This is a genomic window from Streptomyces sp. NPDC055189 (genome assembly GCF_053606765.1).
Genome location: NZ_JBSGSG010000071.1, coordinates 13,092 through 32,339, shown reverse-complemented (window position 1 = coordinate 32,339; position 19,248 = coordinate 13,092). Strand labels below are relative to the sequence as shown.

The following is a 19,248-nucleotide window of genomic DNA, read 5'->3' as shown; positions in this document are numbered from 1 at the left end:
CCCCGACTCCCCGGAAGAGCATCGGGCCCACCAGCGTCCCCTGTGAGGCGCCGGCTACAAGCCGGCGCTCCTACGGACCGTCGGGGCCCTGCGCCCCGGTTCGCGCGGCGGCGGCCGCCCCCAGCAGAAGCCAGCCGTCGGCCTCCACCGTCTTACGCTCCCCCGGTTGCCACCCTCGGGCCAGCGCCACGTCGAGCAAGGCCCGGACGGCGCCTGGCTCGTGCAGATTCAGGTCTGCGCCCCGGATGAAGCCCACGTCTCCGGAGCCGAAGGGGGCCCCGCCCGGGACGTACCGGCCGGGGCCCTCGGCGAAGACGATGCGCAGTTGCCCTCCTGTGCCGGAAGGCTGCGCGGACAGGGTGAGGGTTTGGCTGCAGTCCACGGGCCGACCTTCGTCGTCCCTTCGGTGGCTGTGGCGCGTCACCCACATGTACACGCGTCCTTCGGCAACCAGTCGGCGGGGCTTCTTCATTTGGCGAGGCACAGGCCGAGAGTACGCGGTCTGCCCGCCCAGCTCCTGTGACGCTTCGGACGCTGCCTCGTCTCTTGTGAGCACCTGGCCGTTGATACCGAGAGCAAGCTTCTCGGCGCGGTCCCCAACCTCGACAAGCTGACCAACTGCACGTGCATGAGCGGCCCTTGACGTTGCGGCGGGCAGGCGCGGCTCGTGGCAGAGGGTTGGTCAGCTGCGGAAGGGGCCTGTGACTTCGTAGGTGATGCCGCCTGACGAGCTGCCGCTCGTACCACGCTGGCTGGAGAAGTACAGGCGCTTGCCGTCCGGCGAGAAGGCCGGGCCGCAGATCTCCGAGGAGGACTGGCCGTTGATCCGCAGGAACGTCGCGACCACGTCGTCCGGCGTGATGATGCAGATCTCCATGTTCCCGCCGTCCTCCGCGACGTACAGGTCGCCGGAGGACGAGCCGGTGACGTTGTCGACGCCGGTCAGCGGGGCTCCGCCGCCGACGACCAGGGAGTCGTCGTAGGCCAGCTCATAGGTGTTGGCGGCCAGGTTGAGCTGCCAGACGCGGCCATCGCCCTTGGTGGTGAACCAGACGGTGTCGTTGGCGTAGTGGCAGCCCTCTCCGCCGTTGAACAGCTTGGCGCCGGAGACCTGGTCGCGGGTGGGGGTGGGCGAGCCGTCCGGGTCGGGGACGTTCGCCCAGGTGAAGCTGCCGGAGGTGGCCGTTCCGGCCTTGAGGACCTGGAGCGTGCCCGCCGACAGGTTGCCCCATGTGGACGGAACGAAGCGGTAGAAGCAGCCGTTCGACGCGTCCTCCGTCAGGTAGATCACCTTGCGAACCGGGTCGGCGGCAGCCGCCTCGTGGTTGAAGCGGCCCATGACATCGCGGCGCACGGCGGGTTTCACGCCCCACGGATCGGTCTCGTAGACGTAGCCGGCGCTGACCTCCTCGCAGGACAGCCAGGTGTTCCAGGGGGTCGCCCCGCCGGCGCAGTTGCGGTTGGTGTTGGACAGGATCCGATACGAGGCGGTAACCGAGCCTGCCGAGTTGAACTTGATCGCGCCCGCGCCGCCGGTGGAGGAGATCTCCGAGTTGGAGACGTAGATCCAGCCCGTTCCGTCGGCGAAACAGGCACCGCCGTCGGGGGCGTCGTGCCAGGTGTAGGTGGTGGAGCCGACCTTCTGGCCGGACCGGGCGATCACCCGGCTGGTGAAGCCGCCGGGCAGCTGGATGCCGTTGGAGTCTGCCGTGCCGAGCGCGCCGTACGGGCCGGGGCCCTTCTGTGCCGGCGCCGCGTAGGCCGCGCCCTGCATGAGCGTGTACCCGAATGCCGCTGCCGTGCCGCCGACGACTGCTCCACGCAGGAAACTACGACGTTCCACTTGATCACTCCAGGGGTTCGTGACCGTCCCTGCCGCACCGGTCGGGCGGCGGGGTCGCGAGGGGCGCTTGCGGAACCTAGGAGTCCCGGATTGACGGGGCGTCAACAACCGATGAAGTGGAGGCGTCTGCTATTGGCCTGTTGTGCCGCACTGTGCCGCACCGGTTGCCCGAACCTGCCGCCTCGCCGGTGGCCGACGACCGGCCTACCCGACCGGCCCGACTGACCCGGCTGGTTGCGCGCCCCGGAGCCGATCACGGACGCCGTCCCGGCCGCCGCGCCACACCCGAGCGCCACGTGCCGGTTCAGGACGCGAGTGCGGGTTCCTCGTTCACCGTGCTCCGTTCTGTGCAGGCGGCGGTGCTCGGCCGTGCAGGCGGCGGTGCGCGGCGAATTCAGGTCAGCCGTACACCAAAATTGGTCCAGACCTTGACAGGTCCAGACCATTTCGCTTGAGTCACCGGCACCCCCATGGCGGCGTGGAGCCCGTCTCCGGCCCGCCCGATAGGAGATGTCGCGTGATCAAACGTCTCGTCAGTTTCGCAGCAGCGATAGGTGCGCTCTGCGCGATGATCGTCCTTGGCCCGGCCGCCGCTTCGGCGTCCGCCGCCGCGTGCGCAACCCCCTGGAACTCCTCCTCCGTCTACACGGGCGGCAATACCGCCTCGTACAACGGGCACAACTGGACCGCCAAGTGGTGGACCCAGAACGAAACGCCGGGCCGCGCCGACGTCTGGACGGACGCGGGCACCTGCGGCGGCGGAACCGACCCGGGCAACCCCGACCCGTCAGGATTCGTGGTCAGCGAGGCGCAGTTCAACCAGATGTTCCCGAGCCGGAACTCGTTCTACACCTACAAGGGCCTGACCGACGCACTCAAGGCGTACCCGGCCTTCGCCAACACCGGCAGCGACACCATCAAGCGCCAGGAGGCAGCGGCGTTCCTCGCCAACGTCCACCACGAGACCGGCGGTCTGGTCCACATCGTCGAACAGAACCAGGCCAACTACCCGCACTACTGCGACGCCAACCAGCCCTACGGCTGCCCCGCGGGACAGGCCGCGTACTACGGCCGCGGTCCGATCCAGCTCAGCTGGAACTTCAACTACAAGGCGGCGGGCGACGCGCTCGGCATCGATCTCCTGCGCAACCCCTACCTGGTGGAGCGCGACCCGGCGGTCGCCTGGAAGACCGGTCTTTGGTACTGGAACACGCAGTCGGGTCCGGGCACCATGACGCCGCACAACGCCATGGTCAACAGCCGTGGTTTCGGTGAGACCATCCGCGCCATCAACGGCAGCCTGGAGTGCAACGGCGGCAACCCCGGCCAGGTCCAGAGCCGGGTCGACCGCTACAAGCAGTTCACCCAGGTCCTCGGCACCACGCCGGGCTCCAACCTGAGCTGCTGACTTCCCCTTCTCCGCGCACGACGGCCGGGCGGCCCTGATCCCGTATCAGGTCCGCCCGGCTTCGTGCGTCGCGCCCTGCTCCGGCGGCAGCAGCAGCCGGAACGGAACACCGGATGCCGGGCCCCCGCGCCCCACGCCTTCTCGCACACTGCGGCAACCAATCCACACGCTGGAAGGCCCTGTTCAAGACCCCCGCCATCGTCCGCGCCACGAAGCCCACCACCAGCAACAAGGCTGTGGCGAGCACGGGCAGCGGCTCCTGCTGCGGCGTCACCGCCTGCTGCACTCCCGCTGAACCGGCCGACGACCCGAGCGGCACGGTCGCCGAGGCCAACAGGGCTGCCGGCTGCAACTGCGGCCGACAGCAAGCCGGTTCGACACCTCTCCTCAGGGTGGCCTCCAGCAGCCCCTGACAGCGACACGAACGCCCTCCTCAACGGGACATCGGATCCCGCGGTGACCCCACTCGAAGAGACGCGACCAGCGCGGGACACACCCACCGCGCGAACAACCAAGGCATCGAGGGCGTGTTGTGGACAGGGGTTCTCGTTGCCCGTAGCCCAATGCCGAACGCCGCTTCAGTCCTCTGTCCTGATGTCCCGCTGTCCAACGACCAGATCGCCGACCACATGGTGATCAGCCCGACGACCGCGAAAACCCACATCAACCGGGCCATGACCAAACTCCACGCCCGCGACCGGGCCCAACTCGTGCTCCACGCCTATGAATCCGGCCTGGTCACCCCGCGCAACAGCTGACAACCGGCAAGCTGCCCGACATCGCGGTGGACGTCCGACCAGGACGCCGACCACACGCCACGGTGCTCGCCCCGTCAACGTTCCGTAGGACTGCGATCTCGGTTGTCCCGACGCCGCCCTTCGCAGCTGGCGATGTTGCGAGCCAGGCGAGTTTAGGAGCAGCACGGCCCTCTGCTGCCTTTGTGACTGCTCGACGCGGCCGGCGGGCGCGCAGGGGCCGGCTGGGGGTGCCCGCCGGGCGGGCGGGTCACCAGACCGTGCCGAAGAACCGTGTCCACCAGGTGGGCCGCGCTGCGAAGTGCTCCAGCGCGCTGGGGCCCTCGTAGTCGCTTTCCAGCAGTTCCTCGGGGATGCTCACGTAGCCGAGTGCGGCCAGCGCGCTTTCTACGGTGGCGAGGTCGGCGGGGTCCAGCGCCCCCTCCTCGCAGGCCTCGTCCGTGCCCAGGAAGGCCCCCGGATTGTCGGCGCAGACCTCGGCGAGGGAACCGAACTTGCTCACGCAGACCACGATCCGCGTCCCGCAGACCGTCGCGTCCGCGGGCACGTGGATACGCCCGTACTCGCTGGAGTCCCGGGTGTCCCGCTCGGATTCGCACGGGGCACCGAAGTCCGCTTCGAGCCTGCGTACCAGCCTGCCGAACGCGATACCGGTCGCGGCGCGATCGTAGTGCAGCGGCCGTCCCAGCCGTTCAGGGTCGTCGAGTTCACGCAAGAGGGCCAGCAGTTCTGTCTCGCTTCTCGCCATCCGCACATCCTGCTGCCTAGCAAGAGGGAACGGAGGGGCAGGGGTGGGGAGGCAAGAGCAAGATCCGTAAGCGGCCGCCTGGTTCGGACGAGCCACCGCTCTCCGGGATCGGCGGGATGACCGTGCCCGGACCCCGGCAGGGACCGGCGCGAGGCGGAACATCGCCCGCGTCCGCTTCCCCCTCCCCGCCCAGGACACCGCCGCACTCGCCCCCTTCCGGCCATCACCGTCCCCGAGCAACACGAAGGCGGCCCCTCCGCCCCCGCGCAGGGGGTGGAGGAGCCGCCTTCGTCCGTCACGTCAGCGGAACCTCCAGTGCGGGTGCGGCGTCCGGTTCTCCGACATGCGCGCAGCCACCGCGCGCGACGCCCCAGCCATCCGGCCGCCCCCGGGACGCGAGGTGCTTCGGCCTCGCGGGCAACCGCGCCAGCCGGGCGCCTCGTGGCGCAGGGCTGAGGAGCGGCGCCTCTCCGGTGAGCTGCGTGTCCCGCAGTTCCCTTTCGGCCAGCTGGACGATCGTCCCTCGGAGGCCGACCACCAGGCGGGCCGCAAGCGTGTGGCGCAGGGTGCGTTGATCGGTGTAAGACACGATGGTGAGCGGGCTGCCGTGCGGGCCGGGCTGGGCTGGGCTGGGGCTGGGGCTGGGGCTGCAGTGTCGCGGGATCGTGCACGATGCCCGCCACACTCCAGAGATTGCGTGTTCCACGGGGGAGGCGGTGTATCCATGGTGCTGGCGCAGTGCGTGAACGCGGGCGAACTCGGGGCTGCCGCGACGGGCGATGGTGCGGATCGGCGCGGGCGACGTCGAGGAGTGTCTTCGAGATCGCCCGCGGCGTACGCAGTTCGTGCGAGGCGTTGACTGCGAATCTCTGCTGTTGTGCGATGTGCACTTCGAGCTGCGCGAGCATCATGTCGAAGGCGTCGGCAAGTTCACAGAACTCGTCCTTGTGTCCTGGCAGCCGGATCCGATGGGACAGTGATCCGGCCGCGGCCGCCGGGGGCGTGCATGCTCCAAGCACTCCGGTGACCACCGCCCGACACGCCCCAGGGCTATTTCTTTGCCCCTCGACCGAGCGCGGCCAAGAGACGGCTGACTACGGCGCCTACGAACGCACCGAGCAGAGTCCGCATCACTGTTGGGCGACAGCTCGGGTGTCGTGTGCTGAAGGCCTGCAGCCAACGCCTTGAGCGTTCTACGGCGCTCCGCGGACGGGCCCAAAGGCGGGTGGGCATTCCGAAGTGCACTACGAGATGTACTGCCCCAGCGATGGGTGTGCACAGGAGCATCAGGGTGAAGAAGGCGTCGTCCCCGATGCCGAAGAGCAGAGTGATGATGGAAGTCAGCAGGTAGCCACCACCAATAGACGGCAACAGCCGGAGCAGACCGCGTCCCAGTAACTGCCCTAATACGGCCACCAGTTCCCCGGCCCAGGACTCCCCCCACCATCTGCGCAGCACCGCCAGATCCGCTGCCGGTCCACCTGCCGGGTCCGTAGGATCCACTGCTGCTGCCGACCAGGCAGGCGCAGCACCATCCGTCAGCCTCCCGGTGCTGGTTACAGCGTCCTCGCTGAGCTCGGCGACGTAGTCCCGGAAGCTCACGTGCAGGAACCGGAACCCACCCCCTGCCCGGGAGAGCAAGGCCCTCTCCGATGCGTCCGAGAGGAGCGCCCGCAGCCGCCAGGGCAGGACCCGTCGGGCTGCCAGTTCCCAGCGGGTCGACCAGTAGACCAGCCAGGTCCTGCCGGGTCCGCTGCCGACCAGCAGCGCGAAAGCGACCAGCAGCAGGGCACCAACCTGGGCTGCCGGACCGTCCAGCCCTACGGTCACCGCGATCACAGCCAGTGCGATCACTGCGAAGCCCAGGCACAGCCGTGACGCCACCCTGGCCGACGCACGCAGCGCCTGAGAGGGAGCCGATGGGACCGCCTCCTCGTCCGGTACCAAGCCCCTGACGAGGGCGAAGGCAATGCACATGGAGAGCCCGCCCGGCACCGCGCCCATCAGCCCGTAGGTGAACCCGAACGCGACACCGCCAGCCCATCCGCCCGCGATCGCCCCGAGGATCCCGGCGATGAGACCGACGTTGGTGCCGTCGAAGAACGAGTCCGGAAAATGAACGATCACATGCCCGATCGTTTCGAAGAACCCGGGTTCGCCACGGTTCTCCATGAGGCCCTCGTACGTATACGCCTCACTCCAAGGGGACTGGACGCCGCCCGTCGCGGTACCCACCACCGCTCCCAGCACCAGTGCCGGCGCCCGGTGCAACAGCATTTCACCCGGTTCCCAGCCCGACTCCCAATCCGAATTCAGGGCGAGCGTGATCCCGAGCACCACGGCGCCGCCGAGCCCCCAGACCGCGTAGAGGATGAGAGGGGTGTCCGATACCGACCCCAGCGTCATGCTCGACAGCAGGCATACGCCGAGTGCGATAACAGCCCCGATCAGCGCGCCAGCACCCGCCGTTCCCCAATACCATCGCCACTTCGCCCAGGCTCGCTCCGGCATGACCTGAAAACCGCGGCCCAGCGCGAAGGCCATCGTGCCTGCCGTTGCTGTCAGCACCGCGATGTCCGTGCCTCGTTGCGCCAGCACGCCGGCGCCTGTGAACAGCGGCATACCGACCAGGGCGAACAGGGCCGGAGCGATCAGCATCGCGGCGAGCGTGCCGGCCCGATGGCGGATGCCCTGCTGCCAAGGGGGCCTGGCAGCATAGCCCGCGGTGTTCCACTGGGGAGTGATCCAGTCAGGGAAGAAGACGGTCTCGTTGCGGGCCTGCAGCATCCGGGCCAGCGGCACCAAGTTCCGTACGGCAGCGAGCGTGGCCTGCGCGGATCCCGTCGACACTTTGGGGCGCAAGGCGCGGGGACGCCGCAGCAGGTGTTCGAGGTAACGGCGGAAGAGCTGTCGACGGCGCTCGTCTGTGGTGCCCTGCGGCAGCACGTGCACGTTCTCGGGAGCTACGTCCCTCAGCGTTGTAGCGGCGACGCCGAGCATGAGCGGGGTCGTGAGCAGCTCGGCAAGGGTGTCGTCGTCGACCACGGCCTGGTACAGGGCGCGGTAGTCCCCAGGTGCTTCCGCGAGCCGGTCAAGGATCGCCCGGCGGCTGAGCGGCTCGATGCGGACAGCCGCGGTGACAGGAAGCGGCGGCCCGTCGCGGTACTCGGTCTCGCGTGAGGTGAGCACCATCCCGACCTGGCTGTGGCCCGGGTCGGTCAGGAACGCCGTGAGCGCGGCACGGCACTGTTCTCGAGGTCCTGCAGGTATCTCGTCGAGGCCATCTGCCAGCAGGAACAGCGCGCCATCGGCCAGCCACTTGACGGCCTGAGGCTGCGGAACCCCGTACCGACGGGCGATCTCCTCGGCGGCCCAGGCCGCGAACGACTGCTTGGGATCGCGCCAGTTCTGAAGCAGCAACGGTACGGGGAGGGTCTCTCGCGGGTCCTGGAGGGCATATCCGTGCAGCCGTTCTGCGATGCCAAGGAGTAGCACGGTCTTGCCGGAACCGGGTTCGCCGACGATCAGCATCCGCTTGCCGGATGGTGGAACCAGGCACTCGGCCACCACCTGGTCCACGGTCAGATGTGCCGCGGGCTGGGGAGCCCCGCTGTCCCAGCCGTCGTCCTGTTCCCAGGGGTCCGGTTCCAGGTCCGGAAGCCTGGAGCACACCACATCTAGCCGCACAGTCTGCTGGAACGACCGTTCCAAGGACCTCTTGACCCAGTGGCGGTCCACCAGGTCGAGCATCGACAGCCGCCACGGAGGAGGCACCGCGCCCGGTCCGAACTCACGGGGCGGCGTGGCGGGACGGACCGGGACGACCGCGATCATCGCTCCGAGCAGCCCAAGCTCCCGCGCGGCTGTCCGGAACCCCTGGTCCTCCCAGAGCTCCGTCACTGGCACGGCGTGCAGGCGCCGACCGCCGTACGACGACGATGACGGCAGCGCGGACACCACACCGATCAACCGGTCGACGGCGAACAGGCCGGCGCCGGAGAACCCGCCCCACGATTCCGGGCCGCCGTGTCCCGAACCCCGTACATCGACCGCGATCCGCCCCTGCTTGCGTTGGGCGACCGGCACGATCATGCCCTCCAGCTGGTCCGCATCGCGAGTATCACCGACACGGGCCCGCTCCGGGAATCCCACCGCGGTGCATGGCAGCGGCCAAGGGTCTTCGATCCGGCCCCATGCGACCTCCGGAACCGACCGAGGGACCGCGTCGATTCCGGGCACAACCAGGGCAGCATCGAGTTCTTCGCTCTCCCACAGCACGTGCCCCCGGCTCCAGCCCCTTGGTACTGCGGCGTCGACTGGTGTCAGCAGCCGAAGCCAAACCTCGCCGCCGGGCGTCAGCCCGGAAGCGACAACATGGCGTGTGGTCAGGATCGCCCGAGGTCCGACGAGGTACCCGGAACCCGGCACCCGCGACCACAGCTCGACCACACGTCCGGGGTCCAGCCCTCGCATCGGTCAGACATCAATCGGGGAGCCGGGTAGGTGCGCCCGCGATCATCAGCTCGTGCGGATCGTCGGCACCACCGATGTCCACTGGTTCCAGCTCCAGGGCCACCCGGTGCGTCGCCGATCGTCCGGATGCCGCCGATGCGTCACCCGACACGACCCAGAACTTGATCCCGCCCGCGGCTTGCGCAGAGCGCTGCACTTGGACCTCGAACTCCACCTGCACGGATTTCGCCCTGAACCGGATCCGTGAGCCGTCGCCCTCGCTCAGGGCCGTGAGCAGCTCCGCACGCAACGCGGCTACTGCCTCTGCGAGTCCAATACCGTGCATGCTGTTTCGCCCCCCGCTCGTGGACCCAGTATGGCCCAAATCACCCTCTTGGCCCACGAGTCGACTAGACGAAACCGCATCTACGCCAGACGGTTGACAGCCCCTCCATCTCCGGTGTGACGGCCCTACCGACTGCGAGTGGGAACGAGGGGACTCGCCATGCGACACACAGCTATCTGCTCCGCCTGCTTCCGGTGACGGAAGACCTGCCGGTCGGATTTGGTACTCCGACCGCCCGTGCCCGGTGGCGCAGTTGGAGGCGGTAGTCATCGACCAGACTGGGGCGGTGGGTGCCCGCGACAAGAAGTTCCTCGAAGCCGACTGCCTCGACGCAGCCCAGGAGGGATGCACAGCTGAGGCAGAGTCCGCAGTTGATAGCACAGGGACTGTCGTCGCACTCGGTCCTTCCCTGGGCCTGCACATTTCACTCAATTCCGCATGCCCAACGGGAGCGGTCGGCCGCTGTCCGGGGCAGGTCAGCCTGGCAGGTAGGCAAGTACTGGTCCAAGCGTCGATGCGATGTAGGAGGAGGTCCAGTACCCGGTCCTGGCTCTCCACCACGCCGCTTGCGGCATGAGTCGATGCGGACAGGCCGGGCCCTGGTGGCCAGCGGATCCCCCGTCGGTTCCGCCAACAGATCCGTGTCGTCTCGTGCGGTACCCGCGTGCGAACCCCCGTTCCCGGAGGAGGTACATTGCGTAGCGACCACCGCGGGAGCTCGGGAGTAGCCGGGCTGAGAGGGCGGACGGGACTTGCTCCCCTTTCCGCCGACCGCATGAACCTGGACCGGGTAATGCCGGCGTAGGAAGGGTGTTGACGATGGATACTGCCTCCATACCTGCCCGGCACGGCACCGCCGTGTCCCGTGATGCCGTGGCGGATGTGATCGCGTCCGTGCGGGCCTCCGCGCCCCTGGTGCACTGCCTGACCAACGTCGTGGTGTCGCAGTTCACCGCGAACGTGCTGCTCGCGGCGGGTGCCGCTCCCGCGATGGTGCACAGCGCGGAGGAGGCCGGAGCGCTGGCCCGGGTGGCCGGGGGTGTCCTGGTCAACCTGGGAACGGTGACGTCCGTGACGGCGGCGGCGATGCGCGTCGCGGTGACGGAAGCGGCCGGGGCCGGGCGGCCGTGGGTGCTCGACCCGGTGGCGGTCGGCCCGCTGCCCTGGCGTACCGAGCTCGCCCGGGAACTGCTGGATAGCGCACCCCCAGCGGTCGTGCGCGGCAATGCCTCCGAGATCCTGGCACTGGACGGCGGCACGGGCGGGCGCGGCGTGGACAGCACGGACGCCCCCGAGGCGGCGCTGGCCGCGGCGGGCGCGCTGGCCCGGCGCTATGGCTGCGCGGTCGCGGTGAGCGGTCCCGAGGACGTTCTCACGGACGGGACGCGCGTGGTGCGCCTGGCCAACGGGCACCCGATGCTGACTCTGGTGACGGGAGCGGGCTGCTCACTCGGCGCCCTGGTAGCCGCTTGCACAGCCGTCACCGGCGACGCGCTGCTGGCCGCCACTGCCGCGACCGGGCTGCTCACCGTGGCCGCGGAGGACGCCGCGACCCGCTCTGCGGGGCCCGGCACGTTCGCGGTCGCCCTGATCGACGCGCTGTACGAGCTCAGCCCTGAGCGGCTCGCCGAGGCTCTCAGCCTGCGCTGAGCATGCGCTGAGCATGCGCGTACTGCGGGGTCCTGCGTGAGCGGTGGCCTGGACGCCACCCGCTGCACTGTGCCCGCCCGCCCCGGGGGCGGCCCCGACACCGAGTAGGGCTGCCCTGTCCCCCCTCTCGCCCCCTCGCCCCCTCGCCCCCTGTGCACAACTCACGGTCCCTGCACGTCAGGGCCTGCCTTCCCCCGTACCTCCGATGCGTTTCCCACGCCTTTCCCCGGCCGGGAGACCCCAAGGAGTAGCCCATGCGACCCACGCGACCTCCTCTCGACCCGTCCCTGTATCTCGTGACCGACACCGGACTCTGCGGCCGCCGCGGTGTCGCCGCTACCGTTGCTGCGGCCGTCAAGGGCGGCGTGACCGCCGTCCAGTTGCGCGATCCGGACGCGGACGCCCGCACGCTGTTCTCGCTCGGCCGGGCGATCCAGGCCGAACTCGCGGGCACGGGCGTCCCCTTGATCGTCAACGATCGCGTGGACGTGGCGGTCTGGTTGGACGCGGACGGCGTCCACCTCGGGCAGCGGGACGTCTCCCCCGAGAGCGCCCGGCGCCAGCTCGGTCCCCATGCGTACATCGGCCTGTCCGTCAGCCGTCCCGAGCAGCTGGCGCACGTGCCGGACACCGTCGACCACCTCGGTGTCGGTCCGGTGTTCCCGCAGTCCACCAAGCCGGACGCGGACGCCCCGCTCGGTCTGGGCGGCCTGGCCCGGATCGTGAGGGAGAGCCCGCTGCCCTGCGTGGCCATCGGCGGGATCGGCGTGTCCGAGGCCGCCGCGGTCTTGGGAAGCGGCGTGGCCGGGATCGCCGTCGTCAGCGCGGTCTGCGGGCAGCCCGACCCCGAGGCCGCAGCCCGTTCCCTCGTACGCACCCTGCGACAGGAGATCCCCGCATGACCAGCCCGCCCATCGCCCTCACCATCGCTGCCAGCGACCCCTCCGGCGGCGCCGGGATACAAGCGGACCTGAAGGCGTTCTCCGCCAACGGCGCCTACGGAACAGCCGTTCTGACCGCCCTGACCGCACAGAACACTCTGGGCGTCACCGGCATCCATGCCATCCCCCCGGCGTTCGTCACCGAGCAGCTCGACACACTGTTCGCCGACGTCCCGGTGGATGCCGTCAAGATCGGAATGCTGGCCGACGCCGCCATCGCCGCAGCCGTCGCAGAAGCCCTGGAGCGGCACCGGCCCCGGTGCGTCGTCCTCGACCCCGTCATAGTCTCGACCAGCGGCCACCGCCTCCTGGAGGCCGATGCGGTGACGGTGCTGCGCGAACGTCTGCTGCCGCTGGCCGACCTCATCACCCCCAACCTCCCCGAGGCCGGCGACCTCCTGGGCACCGCCGCCGCAACCAACCGCGCAGAAGCCATCGAGCAGGCCCACGCACTCCTCGAAACCGGCGCCCGGCGCGTCCTGCTCAAGGGCGGCCACCACACGCACGAGGCCGAATCCGTGGACATCCTCGTCGACGCCACGCACGCCACAGGCACCGGCGGCGCGGGCGTCACCGAGCTGTCCGCACCTCGCATAGACACGCGCAACACCCATGGCACCGGCTGCACCCTCTCCGCCGCGATCGCCGCCCTGCGCCCGCAGCACGACGACTGGCACACCACCGTCGCTGCCGCGAAGGCGTACCTGACCGGGGCCCTGCGCGCGGCCGACACCCTGCACATCGGCCGCGGCCACGGACCCGTCCACCACTTCCACCAGTACTGGAGCTGAGCCCCATGACCACAACGTTCTGCGACGAGCTGTGGGCGGACACGGCCGAGATACGTGCGGCCATCGACAAGCTGCCGTTCGTCATTGCCCTCGGTGACGGCACCCTGGACCGGGAGAAGTTCGTCTACTACCTGGCCCAGGACGCCCACTACCTGCGCGGCTACGCCCGCGCGCTGGCCAGCGCCGCCGCGAAGGCGGACCGGCCGCAGGACATCGCGTTCTTCGCGAAGTCCGCCCACGACGCCGTGGTCGTCGAAAGCTCCCTGCACGAGAGCAACGTCGTCGACGTCGACGCCTGGACGCCCTCCCCCACCGGCACCGGATACACCTCCTACCTGCTCTCCGTGGCTCACACCCAGGGCTATGCGGAGCTGACCGCCGCGGTCCTGCCCTGCTTCTGGATCTACGCCGAGGTGGGCCGGGCGCTCCTGGAGGTAGCCGGCGACCTTTCCGCCCACCCCTACGGCGACTGGATCGGCACGTACGCCGACGAGGAGTTCGAAGCCGCCACCGAACACGCCCGGCAGATCGTCAACCGGCTCGCGGACCAGGCCGACCCGGCCACCCGCGCACGGATGCGTACGGCCTTCACCACCGCGTCCACCTGGGAGTGGATGTTCTGGGACGCCGCCTGGCGCACCGAGTCCTGGCCCCTCAGCGCCGCTCCTGCCCGGGTTTCGGAGCCCGCCAAGTGACGACCACCACCGAACCCGGCACCGAACCCACCACCCCGGGACCGGCCCCGGCAAACGAGGCGCCGCTCACCCTCGACCAGCCCACACCCAAGGTCCTCAGCGGCCTGGACCAAGGCACCTTCTGGGCCAACCTGGGCGTCAGCCTGCTCGGCTTCAGCGGCATGCTGGTCGTCCTGGACCCCTTGGGCACCGGCAGTCCGACCCTGTCGTTCGCCGCGGCCGTCACCGCGTCCGTCGTCGGCACCCTGATCGGCACCCTCGCCCTGGGCCTGGCCGCCATCACCGGGGCCCGTACCGGCGCACCCTCGATGGTCCTGCTGCGCGGCCTGTTCGGCGCGAAGGCGTCCTACCTGCCCACCGTCCTGAACGTGCTGCAGATGGTCGGCTGGGCCGTGTTCGAGCTGGTGGTCATCTCCACCGGCCTGAAGATCCTGGCCCGCCAGGCCTTCGGCGAGCCGGGACCCGGCTGGCTGTACGTACTGGTCGCGGGCGCGGTGACGACAGCGCTCACCCTGCGCCCGCTCGGCGCCCTGCGCCTCATCCGCCGCTATGTCACCATCGCCGTCGTCCTGGCCATCTGCTACCTGGGCTGGGACCTGGCCGGCCGCGGCATTCCGATGGAGGGCGGCTCCTGGAAGGACTTCTGGTTCGCCGCCGACAGCGTGATCGCCGTGTCGATCTCCTGGCTGCCGTTGGTCGCCGACTACTCGCGGCACTCCCGCAGCGAGAAGGAGGCGTTCGGCGGCCTGGTCATCGGCCAGACCCTCGCGGGCGTCGCGGGCTCGGTCCTCGGCGTGGCCGCCCTCGCCATGATCGCGTTCGACACCACCGACCCGTACAAGGTCTTCGACCCGTTCACCGCCACCAGCGTCGGCGTGATCTGCTTCGGTGTCCTGGTCCTGCGCGAGGTCGACCAGTCCTTCGCCAACGTCTACTCCACCGCCGTCTCCGCCCAGAACCTGCTGCCCCGGGCCGACCGCCGCATCCTGTGCCTGATCAGCGGCACACTGGCCACCGCCCTGGCACTTCTGGTGAACATGGACAGCTACGCCAGCTTCCTCTACCTGATCGGCGCGGTCTTCATCCCGATGTTCGCCGTCCTGGTCGTGGACTACTTCGTCCTCGGCGGCCACCGCACCTGGGACGTCTCCGAACAGGCCCCCACCCGCCGAATCATGCTGCTGCCCTGGGCACTGGGCTTCATCACCTACCAACTGATCGCACCGACGAACATCGCCGGCTGGTCCGACTTCTGGGCCTGGCTGCAGGACGCCGTAGGCCTCACCGTCCAGCCGTGGATGAGCGCCTCCCTGCTCTCCTTCGCGGCAGCCGCCCTCACCACCCTCGCCGTGGGGCAGAGGCGGGCACCCGGCCCCCCGCCGGCGTGAAGACCGGATGGGGGGATCCGTGATCCCTGGATAACTGCGGCCTTCATCCGCTCTTTCGCCTGCGGAATCGTCGGTGGGGAAGGCGGCGGACCGGACGGTTCGCCCGCATCCCCGATGGGAACGGAGCCCCACCATGACCCGCATCGCACTGATCACCGGCGCCAACCGTGGCCTGGGCCGCAGCACCGCCCTGCACCTTGCCGAATCCGGCACCGACCTGATCCTCACCTACCGCTCGCACCCCGAGGAGGCCGAGGCCGTCGTCGCCGAGGTCCGCAAGCTGGGCCGTACGGCGGTCGCATTGCAGCTGGACACCGGCGACACTGCCGCGTTCCCCGTCTTCGCCGCACAGGTACAGGCCGCGCTGGCGCAGGAGTGGGGCCGCGACGACCTCGACATTTTGGTCAACAACGCCGGGCACGGAGTGCACGCTCCGTTCGAGGAGACGACCGAGGAGCAGTTCGACGGCCTGATGAACGTCCATGTCAAAGGCGTCTTCTTCCTCACGCAGACGCTGCTGCCGCTGATCAAGGACGGCGGCCGCATCCTCAACGTCTCCACCGGCCTGACCCGCTTCATCGCCGCCCCCACTTCCGCGTACGCGGCGGCCAAGGGTGCCGTGGAGATCCTCACCCGCTACCTCGCCAAGGAGCTGGGCCCACGCGGCATCACGGTCAACGCCCTCGCCCCGGGTGCCACCGGCACCGACTTCGGCGGCGGCGGGGTGCGCGACAACGAGGAGATGCGCGGCATGCTGAGCAGCGTCACTGCCATGGGCCGTCCCGGTGAGCCCGATGACATCGGCGCCGCGGCGGCCGCGCTGCTCGCCGAGGGCACGTCCTGGGTCACCGGGCAGCGCATCGAGGCGTCAGGCGGCATGCTGCTCTGAACCGCTTCGCCCCGAAACCGCCGCCGCCCCTGCCGTCACCGGCGGGGTCACGAGAAAGACCAACGCCGTGGACCGAGCACAACTCGCGGACTTCCTGCGCACCCGCCGCGAAGCCCTGCAACCCGAGGACGTGGGCCTGCCCCGGGGGCCGCGCCGCCGCACCCGCGGCCTGCGCCGGGAGGAGGCGGCGGCGCTGAGCGGTATGTCCACCGACTACTACGGCCGGCTGGAACAGCAGCGCGGGCCGCAGCCCTCGGAGCCCATGCTCGCTGCCATCGCCCGCGGCCTGCGCCTGTCCCTGGCGGAACGCGACCACCTCTTCCGCATTGCCGGCCACAACACGCCCTCCCGTCCCGGCACACTGCGCGCGGACCACATCACACCCGGTCTGATGCGCATTCTCGGGCGGCTGGACGACACCCCCGCGCAGGTCGTCAGCGATGTGGGCGAGACCCTCGCCCAGACCCCGACGGCCACCGCACTGCTCGGCGACCAGACCCGGTTCACCGGCCCCGACCGCAGCCTGACCTACCGGTGGTTCACCGATCCCACCGCACGGCTGCTGTACGCGGAGGAGGACCACCCGCTGCACAGCCGCTTCTTCACCTCCGGCCTGCGTGCCGCCTATTCCCGCCAGGGTGCGGGCGGCCGTGCCCAGGAGCTGCGCGATCTCCTGCTGGAGAGCAGCGAGGAGTTCGCCGTGCTGTGGAGCGCGCACGAGATCGACGCCCCGCGCGTGGACCCCAAGCGCGTACGCCATCCCGAGCTGGGTGTCCTGGCCCTGCAGTGCCAGGTGCTGCTGGACCCGGAGCAGAACCAGACGCTGCTGGTGTACACCGCCACGCCGGGCTCCGAGGACGACGAGAAGCTCCGGCTGCTGCCGGTGCTGGGGGCGCGGGCGGTGGGGACCTGACCGGCCGACACCTCACCCGCCCGCAGGTGGCACGGCAGCACCCAGGCGGGCGACCGCCGCAAGCTGACGCCCTCCCAGTGGTCGTCCTGCTCGGGGGTCAGCGGCGGCCCGACACCGTGCGGGTTGATTCGGGCGCCGGGGTCTGCGACGCGTCGGTGCCCGGTCCGGGGGCCTGCGGAGCCTTCGCAGGCCCGACGTGCGGGACGGTGTCGGCGCGGGTGCGCGTCAGTGCCACGGTGCGCACCCCGGACGCCCGCTCGTGGGCCCACAGGTCCGGCCTGCGCCGCCGGGCCATCAGCGCGTAGCCGCCGAGCAGGACCACGACGAGAACGATCAGCAGCACCTGCGGAAAGCGGTCGATCAGCATCCACTGGATCGCGCGCGCGTCCGCCGCCGAAGCGTCCCGGACCCGGCGCACGACCCACGTCGGCCCGTAGAGCAGGACCATCGACGCGGCCACGAGGGTCGCCATCAACGGGAGGATGACCGCGCCCGGCAGCAACGCGCGGACCGCGATCCGCCACAGCGCCGGCCGCCCGTCGCCTTCGGTGGGCACCAGCTTCAGCAGGAGAAGCCGCTTGCCAGGGGTCGTCCCTGTCAGCCAGGGCACTACGACGAACCACACGGTGAAGACCGCGACCATCACCTGCGGTACGGGCTGGGTTGCGGCGTAGACGTCGCCCGCCGCGATGAGAACCACGAAGACCGTGACGGCCGAGACTCCGGTCAGGTCGACCAGCAGCGCCACCAGGCGCCGTCCGGAGGTGACGGCCTGCCGGGCCGGCAGCGCGTCGGCCGGCGTCTCCCCTGCCGGGAGCAGTCGGGCCAGTGGCCCGGCCGCGTACCAGCCGAGCAACGCCCCCGCGGTGTTGAGCAGCAGGTCATCGACGTCGAACAGGCGGTAGGGGCACGCGTAGATGCCCCACAGCCCGGTGCCCTGCGTGACCTCGAAGAACAGCGAGGCGCCGAAGCCCGCGGCGGCCGCGGCGGCGAGGCCGCGCCGCAGGTGGTACCGGACGAAGACGCCCAGCGGGAGCAGCAGGGCCAGGTTCAGGACCGCACCGCTGACTGCGGGGTTCTGGAGCACCAGGGCGTTCAGCGTGACCTTGTGGTGCGCCTCCTTCCAGATGTCGCTGAAGGTGTTGCCCGGGATCCACTGCGGGTGCGCGACCGCCGCGAACGTCTTGCACATGTCCGCTGTCCGCTTGGGCAGCGGGATGAGCGTCATGCACAGGGCCGTTATCGCGTAGTAGAGGAAGCCGAGGAGCGACAGGGCGCGCCACTGCGACATGGTGCCGTGGCGGCGGTAGAGGATGACCGCCGTCGGGAGGAACAGCAGCAGCGCGAGGAGCGGGAAGAGCGCTGCTGCTGTCTTCATCGGCAACAGGTATGCGGAAGTCATGCGCGAGACTATACACAACGCATATACACGGAGTGTATAGATGTCTGAGCTGTGGCTTTTCCTGAGAGTGGGTGGTTGGCGGGGGGGGGTGGTGGCGACGGGTGCGCGTGTCGGGCGTCATCGACGGCTGCCGCCGTGATCAGCCGTCGTCCTGCCGGGTCTTGGCGTGGCTCAGCCGGTAGGAGTCAGAGTCAGTGCCGGTGGCGACCGGACAACACCGACGCACGTCGAGCCCTGGCCGCCGCCCGCGGGGCAGGGCAGTTCACGCACCCGGCGCCCTGCCCCGCTGACGTCAACCGCGCGCCTGCGCCGCCGACTGTGCGACCTCCGCCGCAAGGCGCACGGCCAGGGAGCGGGCCAGCAGTACCGGCATGCGCGCGGCGTCCGCGGCCGCGCGGCGCATCTCTTCGGTGTAGCCGATGCAGTCAAGGACCACCCACCGCGCCCCGCCCGCGGCCAGCTCCCGTGCCGCCGCGGCGCAGTGCTCCGGCGCGCCCGCGGCGTAGGGGTCCGCCGGAGCTGCGGTGACCCGGCCGGGCAGGAGCCGGGCCCAGCGCGCCGCGACGTCCTCGCGCTGGGCGGGCAGCGGGCAGAGGACGCCGACCGGGTCCGCTCCGACCAGGGCGCGGACGCCGTGCTGGACGAGTGGCTCGGCGTACAGCAGCGGCCTGCCGGCCGGAACCGGCGGGAAGTGGCCGGTGCACAGCAGCAGCGTGGCGTCGGCGCCATCGGCCTCGCAGCGGGCGACGGCGTCGGCCATCCGGGGGGCGAGGGCGTCGTGGCCAAGGACGGCGGAACCGCCGTCGCGCAGCCGGGAGATCAGCGGTGCCTCGCCGGGGACGGGCCCGACGGCGGCGCGTACCGCGTCGGCGTCGGGGCCGTCGAACCGGTCGTGGTCGAGGGCGCCGTGCTCGGTCAGCCGGAGCCCGGCCGTGAGCGGGAGGATGTCGGGAGTCAGGTCGGTGCGCGGGGCCTGGCCGATGGTGACCAGGCCCAGTACGCCGCGGGTGTCCGATGCTGTGGACAC

Annotated in this window: 17 protein-coding genes, 2 pseudogenes and 1 riboswitch; of the genes and pseudogenes, 10 read left to right on the top strand and 9 right to left on the bottom strand. The window is 70.3% G+C overall.

Going from position 1 to position 19,248, the window contains the following annotated elements; genetic code table 11:
- Positions 1-70: 70 nt before the first annotated feature.
- A complete protein-coding gene (locus ACWFR3_RS34900) occupies positions 71-382 on the bottom strand; it encodes a hypothetical protein (RefSeq protein WP_453738702.1) in 312 nt (103 codons plus the stop codon).
- Positions 383-682: 300 nt separating this feature from the next.
- The gene (locus tag ACWFR3_RS34895) at positions 683-1,843 is read right to left on the bottom strand and encodes an alkaline phosphatase PhoX (RefSeq protein WP_453738701.1); all 1,161 of its coding nucleotides are present in this window, start codon (positions 1,841-1,843) and stop codon (positions 683-685) included.
- Between the two features lie 568 nt (positions 1,844-2,411).
- On the opposite strand from ACWFR3_RS34895, the gene ACWFR3_RS34890 reads away from it, so the two are divergent.
- From ACWFR3_RS34890 to ACWFR3_RS34880, 3 genes and pseudogenes are all read left to right on the top strand, one after another.
- Positions 2,412-3,251, top strand: a complete 840-nt coding sequence (locus ACWFR3_RS34890) for a glycoside hydrolase family 19 protein (RefSeq protein ID WP_453738718.1) — start codon at positions 2,412-2,414, stop codon at positions 3,249-3,251.
- A gap of 113 nt (positions 3,252-3,364) precedes the next feature.
- On the top strand, positions 3,365-3,664 hold the full coding sequence (locus tag ACWFR3_RS34885) for a hypothetical protein (protein ID WP_453738700.1): 300 nt from the start codon (positions 3,365-3,367) through the stop codon (positions 3,662-3,664).
- A gap of 189 nt (positions 3,665-3,853) precedes the next feature.
- Positions 3,854-4,009 (top strand): annotated as a pseudogene (locus ACWFR3_RS34880) (response regulator transcription factor); the annotation flags it as partial.
- Between the two features lie 247 nt (positions 4,010-4,256).
- Here ACWFR3_RS34880 and ACWFR3_RS34875 read toward each other — a convergent pair.
- From ACWFR3_RS34875 to ACWFR3_RS34855, 5 genes and pseudogenes are all read right to left on the bottom strand, one after another.
- On the bottom strand, positions 4,257-4,754 hold the full coding sequence (locus ACWFR3_RS34875) for a hypothetical protein (RefSeq protein ID WP_453738699.1): 498 nt from the start codon (positions 4,752-4,754) through the stop codon (positions 4,257-4,259).
- A gap of 295 nt (positions 4,755-5,049) precedes the next feature.
- Positions 5,050-5,343 (bottom strand): hypothetical protein, encoded by a 294-nt coding sequence (locus ACWFR3_RS34870; RefSeq protein ID WP_453738698.1) that lies wholly within the window; start codon positions 5,341-5,343, stop codon positions 5,050-5,052.
- Positions 5,344-5,533: 190 nt separating this feature from the next.
- Positions 5,534-5,746: pseudogene (locus ACWFR3_RS34865) on the bottom strand (two-component sensor histidine kinase); the annotation flags it as partial.
- Positions 5,747-5,804: 58 nt separating this feature from the next.
- Positions 5,805-9,032 carry an NACHT domain-containing protein gene (locus ACWFR3_RS34860; protein ID WP_453738697.1) on the bottom strand — a complete coding sequence of 1,076 codons (3,228 nt, stop codon included), beginning with the start codon at positions 9,030-9,032 and terminating at the stop codon, positions 5,805-5,807.
- Positions 9,033-9,237: 205 nt separating this feature from the next.
- On the bottom strand, positions 9,238-9,552 hold the full coding sequence (locus ACWFR3_RS34855) for a trypco2 family protein (RefSeq protein ID WP_453738696.1): 315 nt from the start codon (positions 9,550-9,552) through the stop codon (positions 9,238-9,240).
- A gap of 700 nt (positions 9,553-10,252) precedes the next feature.
- Positions 10,253-10,378: riboswitch (TPP riboswitch) on the top strand.
- Here ACWFR3_RS34855 and thiM point away from each other — a divergent pair.
- From thiM to ACWFR3_RS34820, 7 genes are all read left to right on the top strand, one after another.
- Entirely contained in the window at positions 10,372-11,202 is an 831-nt protein-coding gene (gene thiM / locus ACWFR3_RS34850) for a hydroxyethylthiazole kinase (RefSeq protein ID WP_453738695.1), read from the top strand. (Overlaps the previous riboswitch by 7 nt.)
- Before the next feature lie 254 nt (positions 11,203-11,456).
- Positions 11,457-12,104, top strand: a complete 648-nt coding sequence (gene thiE / locus ACWFR3_RS34845) for a thiamine phosphate synthase (RefSeq protein ID WP_453738694.1) — start codon at positions 11,457-11,459, stop codon at positions 12,102-12,104.
- Positions 12,101-12,934 carry a bifunctional hydroxymethylpyrimidine kinase/phosphomethylpyrimidine kinase gene (thiD, locus tag ACWFR3_RS34840; RefSeq protein WP_453738693.1) on the top strand — a complete coding sequence of 278 codons (834 nt, stop codon included), beginning with the start codon at positions 12,101-12,103 and terminating at the stop codon, positions 12,932-12,934. Before thiE ends, thiD begins: the two co-directional genes overlap by 4 nt.
- A gap of 5 nt (positions 12,935-12,939) precedes the next feature.
- Positions 12,940-13,629: a thiaminase II gene (gene tenA, locus ACWFR3_RS34835; protein ID WP_453738692.1), complete on the top strand. Its 690-nt coding sequence runs from the start codon at positions 12,940-12,942 to the stop codon at positions 13,627-13,629.
- Entirely contained in the window at positions 13,626-15,017 is a 1,392-nt protein-coding gene (locus tag ACWFR3_RS34830) for a purine-cytosine permease family protein (RefSeq protein WP_453738691.1), read from the top strand. Before tenA ends, ACWFR3_RS34830 begins: the two co-directional genes overlap by 4 nt.
- Before the next feature lie 133 nt (positions 15,018-15,150).
- Entirely contained in the window at positions 15,151-15,906 is a 756-nt protein-coding gene (locus ACWFR3_RS34825) for an SDR family NAD(P)-dependent oxidoreductase (protein WP_453738690.1), read from the top strand.
- A 67-nt stretch (positions 15,907-15,973) separates the two neighbouring features.
- Positions 15,974-16,819 carry a helix-turn-helix transcriptional regulator gene (locus tag ACWFR3_RS34820; RefSeq protein ID WP_453738689.1) on the top strand — a complete coding sequence of 282 codons (846 nt, stop codon included), beginning with the start codon at positions 15,974-15,976 and terminating at the stop codon, positions 16,817-16,819.
- A 97-nt stretch (positions 16,820-16,916) separates the two neighbouring features.
- Here ACWFR3_RS34820 and ACWFR3_RS34815 read toward each other — a convergent pair whose 3' ends face one another.
- Entirely contained in the window at positions 16,917-18,221 is a 1,305-nt protein-coding gene (locus ACWFR3_RS34815) for a VanZ family protein (RefSeq protein ID WP_453738688.1), read from the bottom strand.
- 292 nt (positions 18,222-18,513) lie between these two features.
- On the bottom strand, positions 18,514-19,248 hold the full coding sequence (locus tag ACWFR3_RS34810; RefSeq protein ID WP_453738687.1) for an AroM family protein: 735 nt from the start codon (positions 19,246-19,248) through the stop codon (positions 18,514-18,516).

What these genes read in the sequence shown, in the direction of transcription:
- ACWFR3_RS34885 (WP_453738700.1), top strand. Translation starts at nt 3,365, where the DNA reads ATGCCGGGCCCCCGCGCCCCACGCCTTCTCGCACACTGCGGCAACCAA.
- thiE (WP_453738694.1), top strand. Translation starts at nt 11,457, where the DNA reads ATGCGACCCACGCGACCTCCTCTCGACCCGTCCCTGTATCTCGTGACC.
- thiM (WP_453738695.1), top strand. Translation starts at nt 10,372, where the DNA reads ATGGATACTGCCTCCATACCTGCCCGGCACGGCACCGCCGTGTCCCGT.
- ACWFR3_RS34825 (WP_453738690.1), top strand. Translation starts at nt 15,151, where the DNA reads ATGACCCGCATCGCACTGATCACCGGCGCCAACCGTGGCCTGGGCCGC.
- ACWFR3_RS34875 (WP_453738699.1), bottom strand. Translation starts at nt 4,754, where the DNA reads ATGGCGAGAAGCGAGACAGAACTGCTGGCCCTCTTGCGTGAACTCGAC.
- ACWFR3_RS34855 (WP_453738696.1), bottom strand. Translation starts at nt 9,552, where the DNA reads ATGCACGGTATTGGACTCGCAGAGGCAGTAGCCGCGTTGCGTGCGGAG.
- ACWFR3_RS34890 (WP_453738718.1), top strand. Translation starts at nt 2,412, where the DNA reads ATGATCGTCCTTGGCCCGGCCGCCGCTTCGGCGTCCGCCGCCGCGTGC.
- tenA (WP_453738692.1), top strand. Translation starts at nt 12,940, where the DNA reads ATGACCACAACGTTCTGCGACGAGCTGTGGGCGGACACGGCCGAGATA.
- ACWFR3_RS34815 (WP_453738688.1), bottom strand. Translation starts at nt 18,221, where the DNA reads ATGACTTCCGCATACCTGTTGCCGATGAAGACAGCAGCAGCGCTCTTC.
- thiD (WP_453738693.1), top strand. Translation starts at nt 12,101, where the DNA reads ATGACCAGCCCGCCCATCGCCCTCACCATCGCTGCCAGCGACCCCTCC.